Below are 21,008 nucleotides of genomic sequence, written 5' to 3'. Positions count from 1 at the left end.
GGTGCCGCAGTGGCAGGGGCCGTCCGCAAGGGAAGTGTCAGGAGCCGTCGCCGAGCCGTCGCATCAGGCCGGCGAAGGCGTCCCGCTCCGCCGGGGTCAGTTCGACGGACTCCCGGCGGGGGGCGGTCCCGGGCTGCGGCGGGAGGGCCGTCAGGCGCTGGTCGGGATGCTGCTGAGCGGTCTCGAGGTGCAGGCTGCGCCGGATGCGGGCCATGCCGATGACGGCGGCGAAGGTCAGCGCGGCGGGCAGGGCCACGCCGAACCACATCAGGAGGGAGACGTGCTCAGGCATGCCTCCCAGTAGACACCACGGTCCGGGGCTTCCACCCCGGACCGTGACGTATCTCGCATGTGCCGTGAACAACTCACAGCACCCCAAAGGGACAAGGGGCTGTGAGTCCCCTCACGCCGCGACCGGCTGCTTCCGGTCGGCCTGCGTGCTCCGCGCGCCCTCGTCCGCCCCCTGGACCGCCGCGCCCGGCGCCGGCTTGCGCAGCGTCTTGAGCACGACCACCAGGGCCGTCGTCACGCACATGCCCGCCGCGATGGCGACCAGGTACAGGAGCGGGTTGCCGATCAGCGGGACCACGAAGATGCCGCCGTGCGGGGCGCGCAGCGTGGCGCCGAAGGTCATCGACAGGGCGCCGGTGACCGCGCCGCCCACCATCGACGCCGGGATGACGCGCAGCGGGTCGGCCGCCGCGAACGGGATCGCGCCCTCGGAGATGAAGGAGGCGCCCAGGACCCAGGCGGCCTTGCCGTTCTCCCGCTCGGTCCGGGTGAACAGCTTGCCGCGCACGGTCGTGGCCAGGGCCATCGCCAGCGGCGGCACCATGCCGGCCGCCATCACCGCGGCCATGATCTTCATCGCGGAGTCACTGGGGTTGGAGACCGCGATGCCGGCGGTGGCGAAGGTGTAGGCGACCTTGTTGACCGGTCCGCCGAGGTCGAAGCACATCATCAGGCCGAGCAGCGCGCCGAGCAGGACGGCGTTGGTGCCGGTCAGGTGGTTCAGCCAGTCGGTCATGCCCTTCTGCGCGGTGGCGATGGGCTTGCCGATGACCACGAACATCAGGAACCCGACCACCGCCGAGGAGATCAGCGGGATCACCACCACCGGCATGATCCCGCGCAGGGCCGCGGGGATGCGTACCTTCTGGATCGCCATCACCACACCACCGGCGATCAGACCGGCCGCCAGGCCGCCGAGGAAGCCCGCGTTGATGGTGAGGGCGATCGCGCCGCCGACGAAGCCGGGGACGAGGCCGGGGCGGTCCGCCATGCCGTAGGCGATGTAGCCGGCCAGGACCGGGACGAGGAAGCCGAAGGCCACGCCGCCGATCTGGAACAGCAGGGCGGCCCAGCTGTCGGCCTGGGTCCACACGAAGTGGTCCATCACCGACGGCGCCTTGTTGATCTCGTAGCCGCCGATCGCGAAGCCGAGGGCGATCAGCAGACCGCCCGCCGCGACGAACGGCACCATGTAACTGACGCCCGACATCAGCCACTTGCGCAGCTTCGTGCCGTAGCCCTCGCCCGCCTCGCCGGCCCGCTCGACCGGAGTGGCGCCGGGTGCCGCCGCCGCGGTCACCTCGCCGCGCACGGCCTTGTCGCGGACCTCGGTGATCAGTTCGGCGGCCCGGTTGATGCCCGCCTTCACACCGACGTCGACGGTCGGCTTCCCGGCGAAGCGGTCCTTGTCCCGTACGGGGACGTCGTGCGCGAAGATGACGCCGTCCGCCGCCGCGATCACCGCCGGGTCGAGCCGGGTGAACCCGGCCGAGCCCTGCGTCTCGACGACGACCTCGACGCCCGCCTCCCGGCCGGCGTTCTCCAGCGACTCGGCCGCCATGTAGGTGTGCGCGATGCCGGTGGGGCAGGAGGTGACGGCCACGATGCGGAACGGACGGTCGCCGGACCGCTCACCCGCCTCGCCCGCAGCCCCGGCCGTGCTGCCCGCCGCGGCGCCGGAGGAGGCCGCCCCCGGCGTCGCGGCGGAGTCTTCGGAGGCGCCTGCGGTGTCCGCGGCGATCACGGTGTCCGCGGCATCCGCGGCATCCGCGGCGTCCGCTGCGGAGCCCTCGGCCCGCGCCGGAGCCTCGGCCACCGGTGCCTCCTCCCCCCGGACGAGCGCCGCCGCGGCCGCCGCGCCGTCCACCGACCGCAGCGCCGAGGTGAACTCGGCGTTCATCAGCTGCCGGGCCAGCGACGACAGGATCGCCAGATGGGCGTCGTCGGCACCGGCCGGCGCCGCGATCAGGAAGATCAGATCGGCGGGACCGTCCGCCGCGCCGAAGTCGATCCCGGCCGCGCTGCGCCCGAAGGCCAGCGTCGGCTCGGTGACGTGCTCGCTGCGGCAGTGCGGGATGCCGATGCCGCCGTCGAGGCCGGTCGGCATCTGCGCCTCACGGGCGGCCACGTCGGCGAGGAAGCCCTCCAGGTCGGTCACCCGGCCCAGGGCCACCATCCGTTCGGCGAGGGCGCGCGCCGCCGCCTCCTTGGTGTCGGCGGACAGGTCGAGATCGACCAGGTCCGCGGTGATCATCTCGCTCATCGCGGGCTCCTTAGCACGCATATCGCCCGGTCAGTGGGGTGGGCGGGGGTGGGGACGGGGGTGCTGTGGGGGGAAGCGGAGGGGGTCGGGGCCGTCGCGGCGGTCGTACGGCACACGGTCGTACGGCACACGGTCGTACGGCTGGTGCGGGCCCGGCGGGCGGTCATGACACCGGCTCCGTCAGCGGGCGGTCCACGGGTACGTCCGCGGTGACCGACACGGCCGCCGGGTCCAGGTCGGCGGGCGTCGGCATCACGCTGCCCGGCAGCTGGACGGCGGCCGCGCCGTGGGCGACGGCGAGGGCCAGGGCCTCGGGGCCGGTGCCACCGGCGATCAGGAAGCCGGAGAGGGAGGAGTCGCCCGCACCGACGTTGCTGCGGACGGCGTCGACGCGCGCGCTGCCGTACCAGACGCCGTCGCCGCCGACGAGCAGCTGCCCGTCGGCGCCCAGGCTGGCGAGCACGGTCCGGGCGCCGAGCCCGCGCAGCTCCTCGGCCGCCTTCACCGCGTCGCCGACCGTGACCAGCGGGCGGCCCACGGCCCCGGCGAGTTCCTCGGCGTTGGGCTTGACCACGTCCGGGCCCTCGCGCAGCGCCTCCAGCAGCGCGGGCCCGGAGGTGTCCAGCGCGATGCGTACGCCGGTGGCGTGCGCCCGCGCGACCAGGTCGGCGTACCAGGAGGGCGCCAGCCCGCGCGGCAGGCTGCCGCAGCAGGCGATCCAGTCGGCGCCGTGCGACCGCCGCCGCACGGTCTCCAGCAGCGACTCCTGCTCCTTGGCGGAGAGCTCGGGACCCGGCGCGTTGATCTTCGTCAGTACGCCGTCGGCCTCCGCGAGCGCGATGTTGGAGCGGGTGGCCCCGGCGACGGGGACCGGCGCGACCTCGATGCCCTGCGCGTGGAGCAGGTCCGCGACGAGTGCGCCCGGCGCACCGCCCAGGGGCAGTACGGCGACCGTGCGCCGCCCGGCGGCCGCGACCGCGCGCGAGACGTTCACCCCCTTGCCGCCCGGGTCCATGCGCTCGCCGGTGGCCCGGATGACCCCGCCGCGCTCGAGCGAGGGAACCTCGTAGGTGCGGTCCAGGGAGGGGTTGGGAGTGACGGTGACGATCATGCGCGTACTACTTCCGTGCCGCCGCGCTCGATGGCGGCCGCGTCCTCGGGGCTCAGCCCGCTGTCGGTGATCAGCAGGTCCACGTCGTCCAGGCCGCCGAAGCGGGCGAAGTGCTCCTGGCCGTGCTTGGTGGAGTCGGCGAGCAGCACCACACGGCGGGCGGCGGCGATCGCCGCGCGCTTCACCGCGGCCTCGGCGAGGTCGGGGGTGGTCAGACCGTGCTCGGCGGAGAAGCCGTTGGCGGCGACGAACAGCACGTCGGCGCGGATCTCGCCGTAGGCGCGCAGCGCCCAGGCGTCCACGGCGGCGCGCGTGCGGGTGCGCACGCGGCCTCCGACGAGGTGGAGCTGCACGCCGGGATGGTCCGCGAGGCGGGCCGCGGTCGGCAGGGAGTGCGTGACGACGGTGAGTTCGGCCTCCAGGGGCAGGGCGGCGGCCAGGCGGGCCACCGTCGTACCGGCGTCGAGGATGAGCGTGCCCTCGGCCGGCAGCTCGGCCAGGGCGGCCTTGGCGATGCGGTCCTTCTCGTCGGCCGCGGTCGACTCGCGTTCGGCGAGGTCCGGCTCGAAGTCGAGGCGGCCGACCGGGATGGCGCCGCCGTGCACCCGGCGCAGCAGGCCGGCCCGGTCCAGGGCCTTCAGGTCGCGGCGGATCGTCTCCGCCGTCACCTGGAACTCCTCGGCGAGCGACACGACGTCCACCCGTCCGCCGTCCCGGGCGAGCCGGAGGATCTCCTGCTGCCGCTCCGGTGCGTACATGTCTGTTCGCCTCCGACCGATGCCCGAATTTGTGACTTCTCCCCGGAGGCTACGCCAGTATGTCCGGAAAGTAAACGGGTCCGGGCATTCAACCGGGCATGAACGGACTTCCAGGTGGGTCCGGGTGAGACGAGCGTGGCGAATACGACGGGTACGACGGGTCCGACGAGCGCGATGAGGTGGCCATGACCAAGCAGGCCGCCCGCGGAGAAGGGGGAGCTGATCACGCCGACGGGCTGTGCCCGTGTGGCACAATCTGCCGTCTGGCGGGCCACCCCGGGGTTCAGGTCCGGGGTGCCCCGCCTCTTCCGCGGGCCCGGACAGAAGTGGAGCCGGGCCCCGGCGCCCGGGGGGGGTGGGGCGCCGAAGCCCGGCTCGGGGAGAGTCCCGGCGCCGGGGGGAGTGCGTCGGGACGTGGCTCGGGGCGTCAGTACGTGCTCAGGGCAGACACATCAGTACGCGCTCGACGATCAGTACGTCTCGGGGGAGCCGGGGTCGGCCCGGGGGCCGAACTCCTGGGCTCTGAATGGTTGTTCCCACGGCCCCGCCGCTTGAAGCGGCGGTACACGGCCATGTTTGCGCGGTCTTTCGCCACCGGGCGTACGCGGTCGGCGACACGGCCGGCACGGTCGCCCGCCTTACGCCGCCGCGTCGAAGCCGGTGTCGCGGGCCAGCTTCTTCAGCTCCAGCAGCGCGTGCTTCTCGATCTGGCGGATGCGTTCGCGGGTGAGGCCGTGCTCCTTGCCGACCTCGGTCAGCGTGCGCTCGCGGCCGTCCTCGATGCCGTACCGCATCTTGATGATGGACGCCGTGCGCTGGTCGAGGCGGCCGATCAGGTCGTCGAGCTCCTCGCTGCGCAGCAGGGTCAGCACCGACTGCTCGGGCGACACCGCGGAGGTGTCCTCCAGGAGGTCGCCGAACTGGGTCTCGCCCTCGTCGTCCACCGGCATGTTCAGCGAGACCGGGTCACGGGCCCAGTCCAGGACGTCCGTCACCCGCTCGGGCGTCGAACCGAGCTCCGCGGCGATCTCCGCGGGCTCCGGGTCGCGGCCGTGCTCGCGGTTGAACTCGCGCTGGACGCGGCGGATACGGCCCAGCTCCTCCACCAGGTGGACGGGCAGCCGGATCGTACGGGACTGGTCCGCGATCGAGCGCGTGATCGCCTGGCGTATCCACCAGGTGGCGTACGTCGAGAACTTGAAGCCCTTGCGGTAGTCGAACTTCTCCACCGCGCGCACCAGGCCGGCGTTGCCCTCCTGGATCAGGTCCAGCAGGGGCAGGCCGCTGCGCGGGTAGCGGCGGGCGACGGCGACGACCAGGCGCAGGTTGGAACGGATGAAGATGTCCTTGGCCCGCTCGCTCTGGGCGGCCAGGGCCTCGAGCTCCTCGCGGGTGGCGCCCGTCCCGGACTCCTCATGCCCGTCGAGGATCTGCCGCGCGAACACACCCGCTTCGATGACCTGGGACAGCTCGACTTCCTTGGCGGCGTCGAGCAGCGGTGTACGCGCGATCTCGTCGAGGTACATGCCGACCAGGTCGCGGTCGGCGATCTCGCCGCCATGGGCGCGAACACTGCTTGCCGCGTCGGCCGTCTCGCCGGTGGCGGACTGACGACGGGCGACGGCACGGGTTGCCATGCGTGCTCCCTTGCGATGGTGGGTCAGCGGGTGGTCCTTGGACGCCCGGCACTCTCTTCGGAGCCTTGGGAACTCTCCTCTGGGTGCCCCGCATCCGATGGAAACAACGACTGGAATCCGGACAGAATTCCCAACCCGCCCCCCATTTTTCCGATCATGCAGTACCCTGTCGCGCCGCAGCCGCCCAGCACCTTCGCCAACGGCCACGTAACCGCAGGTCGGGGCGGGGCCGGGAGCTCCTCGGGGACCTCTCGGACCCGTCGGCGCCCCCGGGAGTGAGACTCCCCTCACACCAATGGCGCAGTACGTCACTCCTGACCACCCCTACCCGTAGGGACGGGCCGGACCGCCGGAAGGTTGCCGCAAACCCGGACTCTCAGGAAATTCCCAGACCCTCCACACCCTCGTCTTACGCAGCGGAGACACGGATGTCTCAGCCGAACTGCACCGACCTCTTCGCCAGCCCCATCCAGAAGCCGTCGATCACCGACTTCTGCGCGTCGAGCTCACCGCCGGCCTCCGCGACGCCCATGGTCACGAACAGCGGGGCGAAGTGCTCGGTGCGCGGGTGGGCGTAGCGGCCGGCCGGGGCCTTGCCGAGGAAGTCCAGCAGGGCGTCCCAGTCCCGGTTCTCCAGGGCGCGCCGGCCCCAGTCGTCGAACTCCGCGGACCAGCTGGGGACGCCGCCGCCCGCGTACCGCAGCGCGGCCAGGTTGTGGGTGAAGAAGCCGGAGCCGACGATCAGCACGCCCTCGTCGCGCAGCGGCGCGAGCCTGCGGCCGATGTCCATGAGCCGGACCGGGTCGAGGGTCGGCATGGACACCTGCAGCACGGGGATGTCGGCCGCGGGGAACATCTCGACGAGCGGCACGTAGGCGCCGTGGTCGAGGCCGCGGTCCGGGACGTCCTGCACGGGCATACCGGGGGAGCGCAGCAACTTCCGCACACTCTCGGCGAGTTCGGGTGCGCCGGGGGCGGCGTACCGCACCTGGTAGTAGTGCTCGGGGAAGCCCCAGAAGTCGTAGACGAGCGGGACGGTCTCGGTGGCACCGAGGGCCAGCGGGGCCTCCTCCCAGTGCGCGGAGACCACGAGGATCGCCTTGGGGCGGGGCAGGCCGGCGGACCAGGCGGCGAGCTGGCCGGGCCAGACGGGGTCGTCCGCGAGCGGCGGGGCGCCGTGGCTGAGATAGAGGGCGGGCATGCGCTCCGGGATGGCGGACTCCGAAGTGGCGGCGGACATGGCGGCGACTCCCTCCGACGTGGTGCTGCTCGGGATCGATTTACTTGAACACTAAAGCTCCACCTCAAGACTACGGCCATTTTGTTTAACTTTCAAGGAGAAGTCTCGTACAGTGGATGCATGAACACGGCCCCCGCCTCCGCACCCGAGCCCGCCCCCGCCGAGACCCACCGCTGGCTCACCGCCGAGGAGCAGCGCGTCTGGCGTTCCTACCTGCACGCCACCACCCTCCTCGAGGACCACCTCGACCGTCAGCTGCAGCGCGACGCGGGCATGCCGCACATCTACTACGGCCTCCTCGTCAAGCTCGCCGAGGCCCCGGACCGCCGGCTGCGGATGACCGAGCTGGCCATGGACGCCAAGATCACCCGCTCCCGCCTCTCCCACGCGATCGCCCGCCTGGAGGCGAACGGCTGGGTGCGCCGCGAGAACTGCCCCTCCGACAAGCGGGGCCAGTTCGCGGTGCTGACCGACCAGGGCATGGAGGTGCTGCGGCGCACCGCGCCGGGCCATGTGGCCGCCGTGCGCCAGGCGCTGTTCGACCGGCTCAGCCCCGAACAGCAGAAGTCCCTCGGCGAGATCATGCAGATCGTCGCCGAGGGACTCCAGCCGAACGAGGCGGGCGCGGACCTGCCCTGGCTCCGCTGAGATACGTACCGCTCTCGTACCGCGAGTACGGTTCGCACCGCTCGTACCGCTCGTAGCGTTCAGTGGGCGATGACCGGCACCGCCACCACGCCCTCCACGCCCTCCTCACCGGAAGCGGGCCCGGTCACCGTGGTGCTGCCCGGACGGCCGGCGTTCACGAGCGTCAGCGCGATCGCGGCGGCCACGACCAGGATGCCGACGGCGAACCAGATGGCGCTGGTGTAGCCGTGCACCATGCCCTGCAACTGGACCAGTTGCTGCTGCGGCCTGCCGCCGGCGGTGGCGATGTGGTCCTTGATGTACGAGGTCGTGGCGGAGGCCGCGATCGTGTTCAGCAGGGCCGTACCGATGGCGCCGCCCACCTGCTGCGAGGTGTTGACCATCGCGGAGGCGACACCCGCGTCGCGCGGCTGGACGCCCTGGGTGGCGAGGGACATCGCAGGCATGAACGCCGTCCCCATGCCGAGGCCCAGCAGCAGCATCGCGGGCAGCAGCACGGCGGCGTACGAGGAGCCGATCTCCAGCCGGGTCAGCAGCAGCATGCCGACGGCGGCGACCAGGAAGCCGGGTCCCATCAGCAGCCGGGGTGCCACCCGGGTCATCAGGCGGGCGCCGATCTGGGTGGAGCCGGTGATCATGCCCGCGACCATCGGCAGGAACGCGAAGCCGGTCCTGACCGGCGAGTAGCCCTCGACCACCTGCAGGTAGTAGGTGAGGAAGAGGAACAGGCCGAACATCGCGATGACCGCCAGGCCCAGGGAGAGGTAGACCCCGCCGCGGTTGCGCTCGGTGATCACGCGCAGCGGCAGCAGCGGAGCCCTCACCCGTGACTCGACCAGCACGAAGGCGGCCAGCAGGACGGCGGACGCGACGAACATCGAGACGGTCAGGGCGTCGCTCCAGCCCTCGGCCTCGGCGCGGGTGAAGCCGTACACGAGGGCGACCAGGCCCAGGGTGGACAGGACCACGCCCGGCACGTCGAGCGGGGAGCGGTTGCGGCCGCCCTCCGGCTCGCGGACGACGAAGTACGCGCCGGCCGCGGCGACGACGGCGAAGGGGATGTTCACGAAGAACGTCCAGCGCCAGTCCAGGTACTCGGTGAGGAAGCCGCCCAGGATCAACCCGACGGCGCCGCCGCCACCGGCGATCGCGCCGTAGATGCCGAACGCCTTGGCACGCTCCCTGGCGTCGGTGAACATCACGGCGAGCAGGGACAGCGCGGCGGGCGCGAGCAGCGCGCCGAAGACGCCCTGCAGCGCACGCGCGCCGAACATCGTCGCGCCGGTCGTGGCCGCGCCGCCGAGCGCGGAGGCCGCGGCGAAGCCGGTCAGGCCGACCACGAAGGCGCGCTTGCGGCCCCACAGGTCGGCGACACGGCCGCCGAAGAGCAGGAGTCCCCCGAAGGCGAGGGCGTAGGCGGTGACGACCCACTGCCGGTCGCCGTCGGAGATGCCCAGGTCGTGCTGGGCGGAGGGGAGGGCGATGTTCACGATGGTGGCGTCGAGCACGACCATCAGCTGGGCGAGCGCGATGAAGACGAGCGCCTTCCAGCGGCCCGCGTCGCCGGTCTGCGCCGGGACGCCGGGAGCCGTTGCGGCTGTTCGAGACATGGGGATACCCACTTCGGGACTTCGTGACGGGAAACGTGACGGGAAATGTGACAGGAAAAGACGAAAAAAGGGCGATGAAGGCGCTGAACCAATCGGCGCCGGTCGGGACTGGTTGATGCTGATCGATGACTGGTCGGTGACTGGTCGACGACTGACCGGTGACTGACCGCCAACCGGCTGCCAACCGGCCGCCGACCGACCGCCGACCGACCGGTCAGGCTTGGCGGAGGTCCTCCATGGTCGCGGCCGTACCCGGCAGGCTGGACCGGGCCGGAGCCCGCAACCCGTCCAGGAACAGCTGCAGATGACGGTGTACGAAGCGGTCGATGCTGCCGCAGCCGGCGCCGGCCGGAGGCCGGGAGAGCTGGGCCACGGCGACCATCACGTCACCGACACCCACGTCGGAACGCAGTTGCCCGGCCTCCTTGGCACGGTCCATGACCTCCTGGACGAGGTGCTCGATCCTTTCGCGCGCGGCTTCCAGGTCGGGGTGGTGCTGGTCGAAGGTGCTGGAGACCATCGGGCACAGCGCGCTGATCCGCTCGTCGGCGGCGGTGTGCACGAAGTGCTCCAGGACGTCGAAGGCGTCGCCGGTCTCCGTGAGCGCCTGCTCGGCCGCCCGGGCCGTACGGTCCATGACGGAGCAGACGACCTCGCGGACGAGGGCGTCGCGGTCCGGGAAGTTGCGGTACAGCGTGGCGTTGCCGACGCCGGCCCGGCGGGCGATCTCGTCGAGCGGCACCTCGGGCCCGTGCTCGACGAACATCTCCCGGGCGGCGGTGACGATCCGCTCCCGGTTGCGCACGGCGTCGGCGCGCGGCCGGGTCGTCCTGCGCTGCACGGGGTTCGCGGTCGTCGCGGCCTGCACGGCGTACTCCTCACATCGGTCGGACGACTCGGTGACCCACCCCGGGAGGGGCGGGCCGGTGAGCCGGCGGGGCGATCCGGGGAGGGCTTCCCCGTTTCGCGCGGACACTGGACCAAACGGGGAAGGACTCCCCGGTTATTTCCCACCCGCCGCAAGTTTTCCTGTGACCTGAATCACATTCACTCTGTCACCCCTCCTGCTCCACCCGTCACGAATCCTGCGGGACCCGGACCGCACCCGCCTGGCCGCATCCGTTCCCACTCCTGGGCGAGGCGTCCCACGACCGGACGGCTCCAACGCGCGCCGACCGCCCCCGCGACACAGGGTGATCGCAAGGGTGCAGCCGGAAAACGGTGGCTGCCTGGCGCGAAGGGTTCACGTATGCAGCCGCAGCCGCCCCGCCACCCGATACGCAAGCGCCGTGCGGCCGCCCTCGCCTCCGTCACGGTGCTGACCCTCGCGGTCAGCACCTCCGCGGGCACCGGGCACCTCACGGCGGGCGCCCCGGGAACCGGGACCGGACCGGCCGGCCTGCTCCTCTCCCCCGCCCTCACCCCCTGCATGATCAGCGGCGCCACCACCGTACAGATGTCGGAGGGCATCCCCACCAACGGCGGCTACGCCCGCTCCACCGGCACCGTGCACGCCCTGACCCTGATGGTCGACTTCTCCGACGCGCCCGGCGAGGGCAACGCGCTCGACCGCTTCCACGAGTTCTTCCCGCAGACCCGGGAGTGGTTCCGCACCGCCTCCTACGGCCGCCTGGACTACCGCCCGGAGACCCCGATACGCGAGTGGCTGCGCATGCCGAAACCGTTCGAGAAGTACGGCGTGGAGCGCGGCGCCCCGTTCGACCCCGGCTACCGACAACTGGTCAAGGACATAGCGGCGGCCGCCGGCCCGGACGTGGACTTCCGGGACTACGACCTGGTCAACGTGCTGATGACCCCGAACGCGGGCCCCTCCGCCCTGGACACGGTCCTGTCGGTGACCTTCGCCGGCAACCCGGAGGCCCCCGTCGCCAACGGCGTCGCCATCGCCAACGTCTCCTTCATCTACTCCCGCCAGGACGACGGCTCCGGCACCTACGACACCACCGGCTACCGCGTCCTGCCCCACGAGAACGGCCACGTCTTCGGCCTGCCCGACCTCTACACCCAGGAGGGCGGGGCCGCGGTCGGCCACTGGGACATCATGAGCGAGGACTGGGGCGCCAACAACGACCTGCTCGGCTGGCACAAGTGGAAACTGGGCTGGCTGGACTCGAGCCAGGTGAGCTGCGCGGCCAAACGGGGCTCGGCCGAGTACACCCTGACCCCGCTGACGCGCGCGGGCGGCCCCAAACTCGTCTTCGTCCCCCTCGACGGACACACCGGTTACGCCCTCGAACTGCGCACCCGCGGCGGCAACGACGAAGAGGTGTGCCGACCCGGCATCCTGATCTACAAGGTCGACGCGGAGGTCGACACCGGCCAGGGCCCGATCACGGTCCACGACGCCCGCCCGAACTCCGACGGCTGCACCCGCAGTCCCAACGTCCAGACGGAACTCTCCGACGCGCCCTTCGCACCGGGCCAGACGTTCAAGGACCCCAAGGCCCGCATACGCATCGACGTGACGTCGGCGGATCTGAAGGGAAACTACCGGGTGCGGGTGACACGACAGTGACACGGCGGTGGACGCGGCGGTGGACGCGGCGGTGGTACGACGGTGACGGCCCGAGAGCCGCACGGGCGGACCGGACTACCGTAGGCCTGCTACGACCACCGTCCCGTACGGGAGAACCGAACCGATGCCCGCGCCGCCCACGACGCCCCCGAACACCACGACGAACGCCCACGAGGACGCCGGCGCCGCACCCGCCGAGGCGGTCACCCCGCTGATCCGGGGCGTGGCGGTGCTGCGGCAGCTCACGCAGGCCGGGGGGACGCTGAGCCCGAGCGCCCTGGAACGCGCCACGGGACTCGCCCGCTCGACGGTGGACCGCATCACGGCGACACTCGCCCGCATGGGCTACGTCCGCCTCGACGGCCGGGACGTCGTCCTCACCCCCCGCCTGATGGAACTGGGCAACGCCTATCTGGCCGCCCTCCGTCTGCCCGCCCTGCTCGCCGCGCGCGCCGACGCGCTCGCCGACGAGCTGGACGAGTCGGTGTCCCTGGCGGTCGGCGACCGGGACGGCATCCGCTTCATCCACCAGGCGACCCGCCGCCGCGCCATGTCCCTGAGCTTCCGCATCGGCGACCTGCTCCCCGCCGAACGCACCGCGCCGGGCGCGCTGTTCGCGACGGAATGGACGGACGAGGACTGGCGTCGCTGGCACGAGCGCCGCTCGGCCGACCCGGAGGACAGGGGCTTCCCGGCGGTACCGCCGAGGCCACCCCTGCCGGCGGACGACTTCACGAACCGAACCGCTCAAGCAGCCCGGGACGGCTGGTCGTCGGACGACCAGCTGATCGAACCGGGCCTGGTGGCGGTCTCGGTCCCCGTACGGGACCCTGCCACGGGCCGGATCGCCTGCGTGGCGAGCGTCGTGAGCCACACCAGCCGCCACACCGCGCAGGACCTGCGTACGACGCTGCTGCCCCGCCTGCGGGAAACGGTCGCGGCCATGGAAGGCGACCTGCGCGACACCCCGCCCCAGGCACCGCCCCACCCCTCCTCCGGCCTGGCCACCTGGACGGCCGCGTCCAAACAGGAACTGGGCCGTGACTTCATCGAATCCCTGGCCCGCGGCCTGACGGTCCTGACGGCCTTCGACGAGGGCAGACCGGCCCTGACCCTGACGGAGGTGGCGAAGGCGACGGGCCTGGCCAGGGCGACGGCCCGCAGGGCACTGATCACCTACGAGCACCTGGGCCTGGTGACCCAGCCCCCCGGCACGCGCACGTTCACCCTCACCCCGCGTGTCCTCTCCCTGGGCTTCCCGCCCCTCTCCCGCACCTCACTCTCCCGGATCGCCCAGCCGCACCTGGAGGACCTGGCGTCCCGCGTCCAGGAGTCGACGTCACTGGCGGTCCTGACCCCGTCCGGCGACGAAATCCAGTACACGGCCCGTGCGGCGGCGAGCCGCATCATGAGCGTCGACATCACGGTGGGCACCCGCGCCCCGGCCCACGCGACGGCCCTGGGCCAGGCACTCCTGACGCCCCGGCCCTACGCCCTGATGGACGAGGAACTGGAACAGGGTCTGCGCTCGCTGGCAGTCCCCGTCCAAGACCGCACGGGCCGGAGGATCGCCGCAACGAACATCGCCATGCACGCGGCCGCCCACACCCACGAGGAGTGCGTCGACCACCTCCTCCCCGCCCTGCGACAGGCAACCGAGTCGATCGAAACGGACCTCCACATGGCCGCCCGCTTCACCCACGTCCCCCTTACCTGACCCCACCCGCCCCCAATCCGGTACGCTGACGCCTGTGACCCCCAAGGTCACAGTCCGCCTTCGTAGCTCAGGGGATAGAGCACCGCTCTCCTAAAGCGGGTGTCGCAGGTTCGAATCCTGCCGGGGGCACAGCAAAACGCCTGGTCAGAGGCCCTTCCGTCCGACGGACGGGAGGGCCTTCGTACTCGCAGCACACATATGGCACACATGCGGCTGCGGGCAACGGTGGGGAGCTGTGCGACATGCTCGCGAAGGACGAGTTGGCTCGGCGCCGACATGAGAAGCTGGTCGACCGCTTGGAGGGCCTGATGCGGGCTTCACTGAAGCCTCGCTACCGGGGCTACCACGGGCAGCTGATCCTGAGCAGCGGCGATCTTGAGGAGATGGGCGAACTGAAGGACGTCCGTCGTGCTGCACGCGAGGCGGGCCGTCGTCTCGGCTGGCAACCGAAGACCCACGTCGTCGACGCAAGACTCTTCGTGTATGACGACCGCGAGGTCCCCAAGGAGATCAGCGAGCTGGCCGCCGGGGATGCTGCTGACGCCATCGCCGCAGAACTCCGCGGCCACGAGTAGAAGCAAGTACGGTCGGCCGTCGCCGTCCCACCTTTGCTGAAGAGCCTGCGCAGCATGCCGGAAATCTGTCGAGCCCGACCCTGTGGTGGCTCTACCCTTCCCGCATGGCCCATGGAAAGACCTCGTACGTTTGCCTGCCCTGCCGCGCCTCGTACAAGCAGCCCTACCCCGGCTACCACGACCACGACCGAGTCTGTCCACGCTGCGCCGAACCACTGATCCACGTCGGCTCCGCTTTCGCGGCACCCAAGAGGCGGGACACCGCCGCCTGGCGCACCCTCTCCGTGCTGCTGCACGCCGGTGTGCGCTTCCACAAGAGCTGCTGCGGCGGCCCCGGCTACCGCCCACGCACCCTCAGCGAGGTACGCGAGCGGATGGCCTACGCCCGGGGCACCGGAGAATCATTCGCTCGGGCGTTGGTCCGCCGCGACCTGCCCTAGCAGCCCGAAAGCAGGGGGCGTTCCGCCGCGCCACCGAAGCGACCCCTGCTGTCATACACAGCACGCATAAGGCACACATCACGCCGCGGGATCCTCCAGGACGGCCACGGCCTCAGCAGCCTTGCGGGCCTTCCTCTCCGCCTTCTCCAGCTTGGCCTTCGCCTTGGCCAGTTGCCTGGAGCGGCGCTTGTGCATCTTCTTCGAGACCTCGTCCAGGCGGTCGGGGAAGAGGTGCCCGTACGTGTCCAGGGTCAGCGTCGCCGACTTGTGACCCAGCATCGTCTGGACGACGTTGACGTCCGCACCGCTGGCGATGGCGAGCGAGGCGGCCGTGTGGCGCAGTTTGTGCGGGGTGACCTTGAGGTGCCCCAGTCCGGCTTTCACGACCGCCGGCGCGAAGAGCCGCTGGCGGAAGTTGCGGGCCCGCAGTGGCCCACCCTGCGGGGCGGTGAACAGGAGCTCGTCATCGTCCCGCCCCTCGACGTGGGGCTTCAGCTCCTCCGCCAGGAATCTCGGGATCGGTACGGACCGGCGTTCGTGGTTCTTGGGGGTGTCGAGGTAGAGCTTGCCGTTGTCCTCGACGTACGCCTCGACGATGTGGGCACGGCAGGCGTCGAGGTCGACGCGTCCCACCTTCAGCGCGGACGCCTCACCCCAGCGCAGACCCGTGTAGGCCAGTAGCAGGATGAACACCCGGTAGGCGCCTGCCGCGTCGGCGAGTGCGTCCACCTGTAGGTCGTCGAGGTAGACGTGGTCGGTGGGGGCTGCCTTCGGGAGGGGCACTCCGGCGGCTGGGTTGACGGCCAGACGGCGGGACTGGACCGCGTAGCCGAGGACCCGGCTGAGGACGACGTATGCCTTTCGTACCGAGCGAGGGCTGAGCTTCCTGTCACCGGTCGCCTCGCCGGACAGCATGTCGCCCAGCCACTCGGCGACGTCCTCGAAGTGGATGCGGTCCAGGGACGTCGTTCCCCACCGCGGGATCACGTGGACGTCGAGAACTCCCCGGTAGCGATTGCGCGTCGAGCGCTTGAGGTGGATCTGGGCGGCCAGCCAGGAGTCGGCGACCTCGGCGAACTTCACGCGCCCGGCGGCCGGGTCTCGATAGGAGCCGTCGGTGAGCCGGGACTCCAGCCTGGTCCGCTCGGCCTCGGCGTCGGTCTTGCGGGCCACGGTCTTCATCTTCGGCTTGCCGTCGGGGCCGTACCAGCGCACGCGGTAGCGGCCGGGCGGCGTACGGCCCGCTTTCCTGGCCGCCGCCACGGCTTGCGCGTACGCCGCGTGCCCGTTGCGGTCCTCTATCCAGACTCGCGCCATCAGGCTCCTTCCTCCACACCGAGAGCAGGACGGCTTTCTGGCGGTTCCATTTGCATGCGATCAACAGCCATGACGCATAGCTGTAGCTTGGTTTGAGCGAGCCTGGCAAGAGTTGGTTCTTAAACTTTATAGAAGTTGCAGATCCACGTCTCCTATCAGTCCATGAGCGGCTATTTTGCGCGCCCCGATTTCCATGCTATGTTCCCCGCTCCTCCGGGCCAGGCTGAGCGACGATAGCGCTCGAACCCCCTCCCGCCTGCGCATTTGCCGATGTTCCCGGGCCGCCGCGGCGGCACCTTCGGAGGGGTCGGAAAACGACACATCTCTTTTGGTCGACCTCCGATCCGCCTTTACAGTTATCGAGCCCTGACACCCACGCCGGAGGTCTGGGCGAATTCCACCACAGCCACTCCGTGAAACTTGCTCGAATAGGAGGCCTTTTTGCCCGACCGCCTGGATCGATCCCCTGCCCGTGAACGCGGCACGCTCGCGTCTCCCACCGATGTGGCGGCCTATCTCGGGGTGCCGGTGAAGACGCTGTACCAGTGGAAGTACCGGGGCACCGGCCCGGCGCCACTGAAGGTCGGCCGGCATCTGCGCTACCGCTGGCGTGACGTAGACGCCTGGCTCGACCGGCAGTCGCCGTACGGCCTGACGGCATGACCGCGCGGCGGCAGAACGGCCCTCGGCACGTCAACGCCGAGGGCCGCAGATCCCTCGACTGATCGCCTGTCCTTGAACGACGACTCGGTGGGGCAGGACCTTGCCCTCCTGCCCCACCGGGAGAGGAACGCCTATGGAGGACTCTACGTCCCCCACCACGAACACCAGTCCCCAGATAGCCTGGCCCGCGGTCGCCGTCCCGGGGCAGGGAACGTCCCCGGCCTGTACACCCCAGACGGAGACACCGTCCCCGGAGGTGGGGACCGGCCGTTCTTCTGCTGCGGATCAACGTGGGGACCGCCGCACCGAGGACGCGGGGACAGAGCCCAGTCCCCGAGGTGACTTCGGTCCCCGGTCCCCCGACGGCAGGGACCGTCCCCGTCCGTGGTCCCCGCAATCCGGGGACCGGAAAGCACCAGACAGCGGAAACTCGCTGGTAGGCGGCCCGGGGACCGCCGCCAGGCCGGGGACCGAAGAACCCGAATCGGGGACCCGGCGGGCGGGGACCGTGCTCCTCGTCGACGGCTCGGGGACCGGGAACCGAGAGGGGACCGGTCCCTGTGCGTCGGGAGACGGGGCCGCGGTCCTGGACGAGTTGCGAGCGGCGATCGGCCGGTACGTGGTGCTGCCCAGCGAGGAAGCGCTGACTGCGGTGACCTTGTGGGTGGCGGCCACGCACATCCAGTCCGTCCTCCAGCACGCACCACGGCTCGCCGTGGTGGGACCGACGAAGGGGTGCGGCAAGTCCCGTCTGCTCGACGTGCTCCACGAGACGGTGCACAGGCCGATGATGACGGTGAACACCTCTCCTGCCGTGGTCTTCCGCGTCATCGGGAAGAACCCGCCCACACTGCTGGTGGACGAGGCGGACACCATCTTCGGCCCGAAGGCCGGCGACAAGGAGGACCTTCGCGGTCTGCTGAACGCCGGCCACCAGCGCAACCGTCCCGCCTGGCGGATCTCCGGACCGGAGCAGAAGCCGACCTCGTTCCCCACCTTCGCCATGGCTGCCCTGGCCGGCATCGGCGACCTGCCCGACACGATCATGGATCGCGCCGTGGTGCTGCGCATGCAGAAGCGCAAGCCCAGTGAGCGGATCACACCGTTCCGCTCGCGCTACTCGGTCCCCGAATTGAACGCCGTGCGCGACCGACTGGCTACCTGGCTGACCCCGCTGCGGGGGACGGCAGCCGGGCTGGTGCCACAGATGCCGGTCGAGGACCGGGCCGCGGACACCTGGGAGCCCTTGGTGACCGTGGCCGACCTGGCTGGCAGCCACTGGCCGGACCAGGCCCGGGCAGCCTGCCTGGCCATGGCTTTGTTCACGAGAAGGGGCAGCAGATGTTCATCACTTCGGGAGGCACCGGCGCCTGGGGCTGTTCGATCGTGGCAGTTCCGGAGAGTGACCAGCAGCTCCCTGTCAGTCGGCTAGAAGAGGCCAGTGCGCATGTGGTCCGTGAGGTTCTCAAGGATCTCTCGCAGCCACGGGCTTCGGACGGTCGGCAGCCGGACCAGGGTGCGCCGGAACACTTCCGGGTTGGCTCGGAACAGGTGACGGGGGTGCGGTGCGGGTGGGTCGAAGTCGTCGCGGAGGGCGCCGACGGGTAGGGCGCCCGAAGTGGGGACGGGCAGGTCCGGCCTGGGGAAGGCCAGCCACAGCCACACTCCGAATGGCAGCGGCACCAGGTGCGGTGCCGGGTCGGCTGAGGTCCAGGTCCTCCCCGTCTGAGGATGGGACGGCACGAGAAGGATGGAGACGTCTCCGTTGGGAGCTGGCAGTCCCGGTCCGGCCAGGCCGGCGCACCGCGCCTGCGGACCTGTGGGCAACAGGGCGTCGAGTGCGCGTTGGAAGACTTGCCCGACCAAGCCGTCCGGGACGATCACAGGGTGGCCCTCCGATGCCGCCAGCAGGTAGGCGAGCGCCTGGCCGGCCGCCGCCTCCCACTGCGGGCTCCACGACCACCAGTAGTTCGACCAGTGGCCCGCCGCCATCCGTGATCTCCATGCGGCGATCGGCTCGAACGGGGGCGTGGCCTTCCCTTCCGCCATCAGCTCCGCCCAGGAAAGCGGCGCGGCGTCGGCGTCGTCGACGGGAAGGCGGCGTACGGCGTTCGGCTCGAGCCACATCGCCTGCCAGAGCGAGCAGTCGTCGATCCGGCTCGCCACGGGCAGGGCGCACTCCATGCAGGCCACGTTGGGGCCGTCGGCACCGTCGAGGCCGCAGCAGTAGCCACCTCCGCGATTCTCCGGGATCAGCACCGTGCCGATGGCGTCGCCTGGCGCGATGACGATTGCGCCAGGCGAGCCGTCGGAGAGGGCGTACACCGGCGCGTAGACACCGCGGGCGGCCGCTTCGTCCGGATGGATCTCCTCCCACCCCCGCCACGGTGGCCCCCAGGGCTCCGGGTCCACGGCGAACGTGCCCGACTCCATGAGCACCGGGAGCTGCACCCCGTTCCCGTACTTCTGATGAGCATGGACCGGCAGCGTGACCTGGGACAGCGGGATGGTCAGCCTGGCTCCACAGCCAGCACACACGAAAACGAACAAACATCCTCCGCAAGGAAACAGGGACATCGTCGCAGCTCAGAGACAGACCGACCAACGTGTTTTCCACCCGCTGCGCGAGCCCGTGCAACGCCACGGTGTGTAACGTCACTGTGCGAATTCTCGGTATGCAGGGTGCCTCCCGAAGTGGTGAACATCTGCTGCCCGTTCTCGTGGACAAGGCCACGCAGGTGCCGTTCAGGCTCTGAACGGGAGCTGTCGGTGATCACCGCTGCCCGCACCTCGATTGCCTGAGCCATCAACTCGTCGAGCACCCGCTCCCACATGGCCCACATGGGCAGCCGATGTCGCGACGCGAGCAGCTTCGAATCAGACCGCCAGCAGTTCCGTGATCTGACGTCAAGTACCAGTGCTTGTTGCCTCTTCCGCAGGTGCTGATTCGGTGGGCGCACCTTCGTTATCGTCAGCCGCCGGCGTGTCGAGTTGACCACCGACGAGCTGCAGGGCCATTTCGGCACGCACCCGATTACGGAGAGGCTCATCGCTGATGTTGTCGGACATGACGCTCGCAGCCCTCAGCCTGCGGTCGAAGCGGCCGTCGTCACGGAGCATCACGCCCTGCGCACCCATGTCTCTGCGAGTGCGGTTGGACTGCAGGAAGAAAACTCCGGCCAGGACGTTGATGACCGCTCCAGCGGTTTGCGTCACGATCGCTGCGTATCGGCTCCCGTTGCTGTCGGCGTGCCCGATCGCCAGGCCGACTCCGGTCAGGAGGACTGCCGACCCGACCATGCCGAAGACGATACTGACGAAGAAGCTGACCTTCGCCTGTGCGAGCCCATGGGAGTAAATCTGAGTCAGCATCGACGCCTGGGCGTCGGGCTCCAAGAGCGCTGTGGTTCCACCGTGCTCGGAGCGCGAATCTCGGGGATGGATGTAGACCCGCGAACCAGTGCCGTAGATGTGGACAGAGGAGTCGGGGTTCTCTACACGCTGACGTGCGCTCTCGGCCTCGCTGGCGAAAGAACGGCTCGCCGCCCAGAGCACTGAGAAGATCACCCCGGACATGCCGAGGAGAACGGCGGCGGTCGTGGTAGCTGTTTTCAGCCAGGCGCTGCGTTCGGGGTTGTCGTAGGCGGGGCCGTTGCCTTCCAGCAGTACCCAGGCCGCGTAAGCAACTACCACCGATATGACGATGCCGAGGGAGGCGACCAGCGGTGTGCGCACGCGACGGACGAGCTGTTCTGTGGTCGTAGGCGAAGGAGCGGTGGCCTCTTCGTCCGTCTCGTGATCTGTCTCGGTCAAGGTCTGCGCAGCCTTTCTTCGGATCGTACTGCTGGCAGTGCGGAGAACCGATGGACGTAGATTCTGCGTTCCGCCCCCAGCTTCCGCCATGGGGGCCGTGCCAGAAAGTGGTCGCCTCGCTCCGTCAGCTCTGCCGTTGCCTGATGAGTGTGTCCAGCAGACGGTCGGCGCTACCGGCGTAGACGATTACGTTCTCGTCCTCGGCCGGAATGTCGAAGCGGTCAAAGAAGTCGTCGAGGGCTTCGGAGGTGGCGGTAAGGGCGTTGGCGTCTTGCCGCTGCCCGCCACTGCGGGAGAGCGGCATCACCGCACCGTGCTGAGGATGGGTTCCAGCAGCTCAAGGGCTTCCTCCCAACGGAAACGATCCGCTGCACCGCCGGCCCTCGGCT

General features: G+C 70.5%; 18 protein-coding genes, 1 tRNA gene and 2 pseudogenes. 8 read left to right on the top strand and 13 right to left on the bottom strand.

The window, feature by feature from the left end; all coding sequences use genetic code 11:
- Positions 1-37 precede the first annotated feature (37 nt).
- From RH94_RS22565 to RH94_RS22540, 6 genes are all read right to left on the bottom strand, one after another.
- Positions 38-292, bottom strand: a complete 255-nt coding sequence (locus RH94_RS22565) for a hypothetical protein (RefSeq protein WP_073949363.1) — start codon at positions 290-292, stop codon at positions 38-40.
- A 111-nt stretch (positions 293-403) separates the two neighbouring features.
- Complete coding sequence (locus tag RH94_RS22560) at positions 404-2,554, bottom strand: PTS fructose transporter subunit IIABC (protein ID WP_073949361.1); 2,151 nt, start codon at positions 2,552-2,554, stop codon at positions 404-406.
- A 163-nt stretch (positions 2,555-2,717) separates the two neighbouring features.
- Positions 2,718-3,665, bottom strand: a complete 948-nt coding sequence (pfkB, locus tag RH94_RS22555) for a 1-phosphofructokinase (RefSeq protein ID WP_073949359.1) — start codon at positions 3,663-3,665, stop codon at positions 2,718-2,720.
- Positions 3,662-4,423 carry a DeoR/GlpR family DNA-binding transcription regulator gene (locus tag RH94_RS22550; protein WP_073949357.1) on the bottom strand — a complete coding sequence of 254 codons (762 nt, stop codon included), beginning with the start codon at positions 4,421-4,423 and terminating at the stop codon, positions 3,662-3,664. Before RH94_RS22550 ends, pfkB begins: the two co-directional genes overlap by 4 nt.
- A gap of 638 nt (positions 4,424-5,061) precedes the next feature.
- Positions 5,062-6,060: a sigma-70 family RNA polymerase sigma factor gene (locus tag RH94_RS22545; RefSeq protein WP_073949355.1), complete on the bottom strand. Its 999-nt coding sequence runs from the start codon at positions 6,058-6,060 to the stop codon at positions 5,062-5,064.
- Positions 6,061-6,493: 433 nt separating this feature from the next.
- Positions 6,494-7,300 (bottom strand): dioxygenase family protein, encoded by an 807-nt coding sequence (locus RH94_RS22540; RefSeq protein WP_234425963.1) that lies wholly within the window; start codon positions 7,298-7,300, stop codon positions 6,494-6,496.
- Positions 7,301-7,420: 120 nt separating this feature from the next.
- Here RH94_RS22540 and RH94_RS22535 point away from each other — a divergent pair, with 120 nt between their 5' ends.
- Complete coding sequence (locus RH94_RS22535; protein ID WP_073949353.1) at positions 7,421-7,948, top strand: MarR family winged helix-turn-helix transcriptional regulator; 528 nt, start codon at positions 7,421-7,423, stop codon at positions 7,946-7,948.
- Between the two features lie 59 nt (positions 7,949-8,007).
- On the opposite strand, the gene RH94_RS22530 is transcribed toward RH94_RS22535, so the two are convergent.
- Positions 8,008-9,558 carry an MFS transporter gene (locus tag RH94_RS22530; protein ID WP_073949351.1) on the bottom strand — a complete coding sequence of 517 codons (1,551 nt, stop codon included), beginning with the start codon at positions 9,556-9,558 and terminating at the stop codon, positions 8,008-8,010.
- 214 nt (positions 9,559-9,772) lie between these two features.
- On the bottom strand, positions 9,773-10,426 hold the full coding sequence (locus RH94_RS22525; protein ID WP_073949348.1) for a TetR/AcrR family transcriptional regulator: 654 nt from the start codon (positions 10,424-10,426) through the stop codon (positions 9,773-9,775).
- Positions 10,427-10,807: 381 nt separating this feature from the next.
- Here RH94_RS22525 and RH94_RS22520 point away from each other — a divergent pair, with 381 nt between their 5' ends.
- The 5 genes from RH94_RS22520 (at position 10,808) to RH94_RS22500 (ending at position 14,826) form a co-directional block, all read left to right on the top strand.
- Entirely contained in the window at positions 10,808-12,094 is a 1,287-nt protein-coding gene (locus RH94_RS22520) for a M6 family metalloprotease domain-containing protein (RefSeq protein ID WP_073949346.1), read from the top strand.
- A gap of 124 nt (positions 12,095-12,218) precedes the next feature.
- On the top strand, positions 12,219-13,811 hold the full coding sequence (locus RH94_RS22515) for an IclR family transcriptional regulator domain-containing protein (protein ID WP_073949344.1): 1,593 nt from the start codon (positions 12,219-12,221) through the stop codon (positions 13,809-13,811).
- 56 nt (positions 13,812-13,867) lie between these two features.
- A tRNA-Arg gene (locus RH94_RS22510) sits at positions 13,868-13,940 on the top strand.
- Between the two features lie 113 nt (positions 13,941-14,053).
- Positions 14,054-14,386, top strand: coding sequence for a hypothetical protein (locus tag RH94_RS22505; RefSeq protein WP_073949342.1), 333 nt, complete (start codon positions 14,054-14,056; stop codon positions 14,384-14,386).
- Between the two features lie 104 nt (positions 14,387-14,490).
- Entirely contained in the window at positions 14,491-14,826 is a 336-nt protein-coding gene (locus RH94_RS22500; protein ID WP_073949340.1) for a deoxyxylulose-5-phosphate synthase, read from the top strand.
- 78 nt (positions 14,827-14,904) lie between these two features.
- On the opposite strand, the gene RH94_RS22495 is transcribed toward RH94_RS22500, so the two are convergent.
- Positions 14,905-16,143: a tyrosine-type recombinase/integrase gene (locus tag RH94_RS22495; RefSeq protein WP_234425962.1), complete on the bottom strand. Its 1,239-nt coding sequence runs from the start codon at positions 16,141-16,143 to the stop codon at positions 14,905-14,907.
- A gap of 441 nt (positions 16,144-16,584) precedes the next feature.
- On the opposite strand from RH94_RS22495, the gene RH94_RS22490 reads away from it, so the two are divergent.
- On the top strand, positions 16,585-16,806 hold the full coding sequence (locus tag RH94_RS22490) for a helix-turn-helix transcriptional regulator (RefSeq protein WP_199881034.1): 222 nt from the start codon (positions 16,585-16,587) through the stop codon (positions 16,804-16,806).
- Positions 16,807-16,939: 133 nt separating this feature from the next.
- Positions 16,940-18,121, top strand: a pseudogene (locus RH94_RS44225) (DUF3631 domain-containing protein); the annotation flags it as partial.
- A gap of 113 nt (positions 18,122-18,234) precedes the next feature.
- Here the strand turns inward: RH94_RS44225 and RH94_RS22480 are convergent.
- From RH94_RS22480 to RH94_RS44220, 4 genes and pseudogenes are all read right to left on the bottom strand, one after another.
- Positions 18,235-19,356: a hypothetical protein gene (locus RH94_RS22480; RefSeq protein WP_073949338.1), complete on the bottom strand. Its 1,122-nt coding sequence runs from the start codon at positions 19,354-19,356 to the stop codon at positions 18,235-18,237.
- Positions 19,357-19,713: 357 nt separating this feature from the next.
- Positions 19,714-20,619 (bottom strand): TRADD-N-associated membrane domain-containing protein, encoded by a 906-nt coding sequence (locus tag RH94_RS22475; RefSeq protein WP_143204055.1) that lies wholly within the window; start codon positions 20,617-20,619, stop codon positions 19,714-19,716.
- Between the two features lie 124 nt (positions 20,620-20,743).
- On the bottom strand, positions 20,744-20,923 hold the full coding sequence (locus RH94_RS22470; RefSeq protein WP_199881033.1) for a hypothetical protein: 180 nt from the start codon (positions 20,921-20,923) through the stop codon (positions 20,744-20,746).
- Positions 20,923-21,008, bottom strand: a pseudogene (locus RH94_RS44220) (flavoprotein); the annotation flags it as partial. The gene RH94_RS22470 and the pseudogene RH94_RS44220, both read right to left, overlap by 1 nt.

Source organism: Streptomyces kebangsaanensis (genome assembly GCF_001906585.1).
GTDB lineage: Bacteria > Actinomycetota > Actinomycetes > Streptomycetales > Streptomycetaceae > Streptomyces > Streptomyces kebangsaanensis.
The sequence above is the reverse complement of the archived record's forward strand: the minus strand, read 5'-3'. Positions and strand labels throughout refer to the sequence as shown.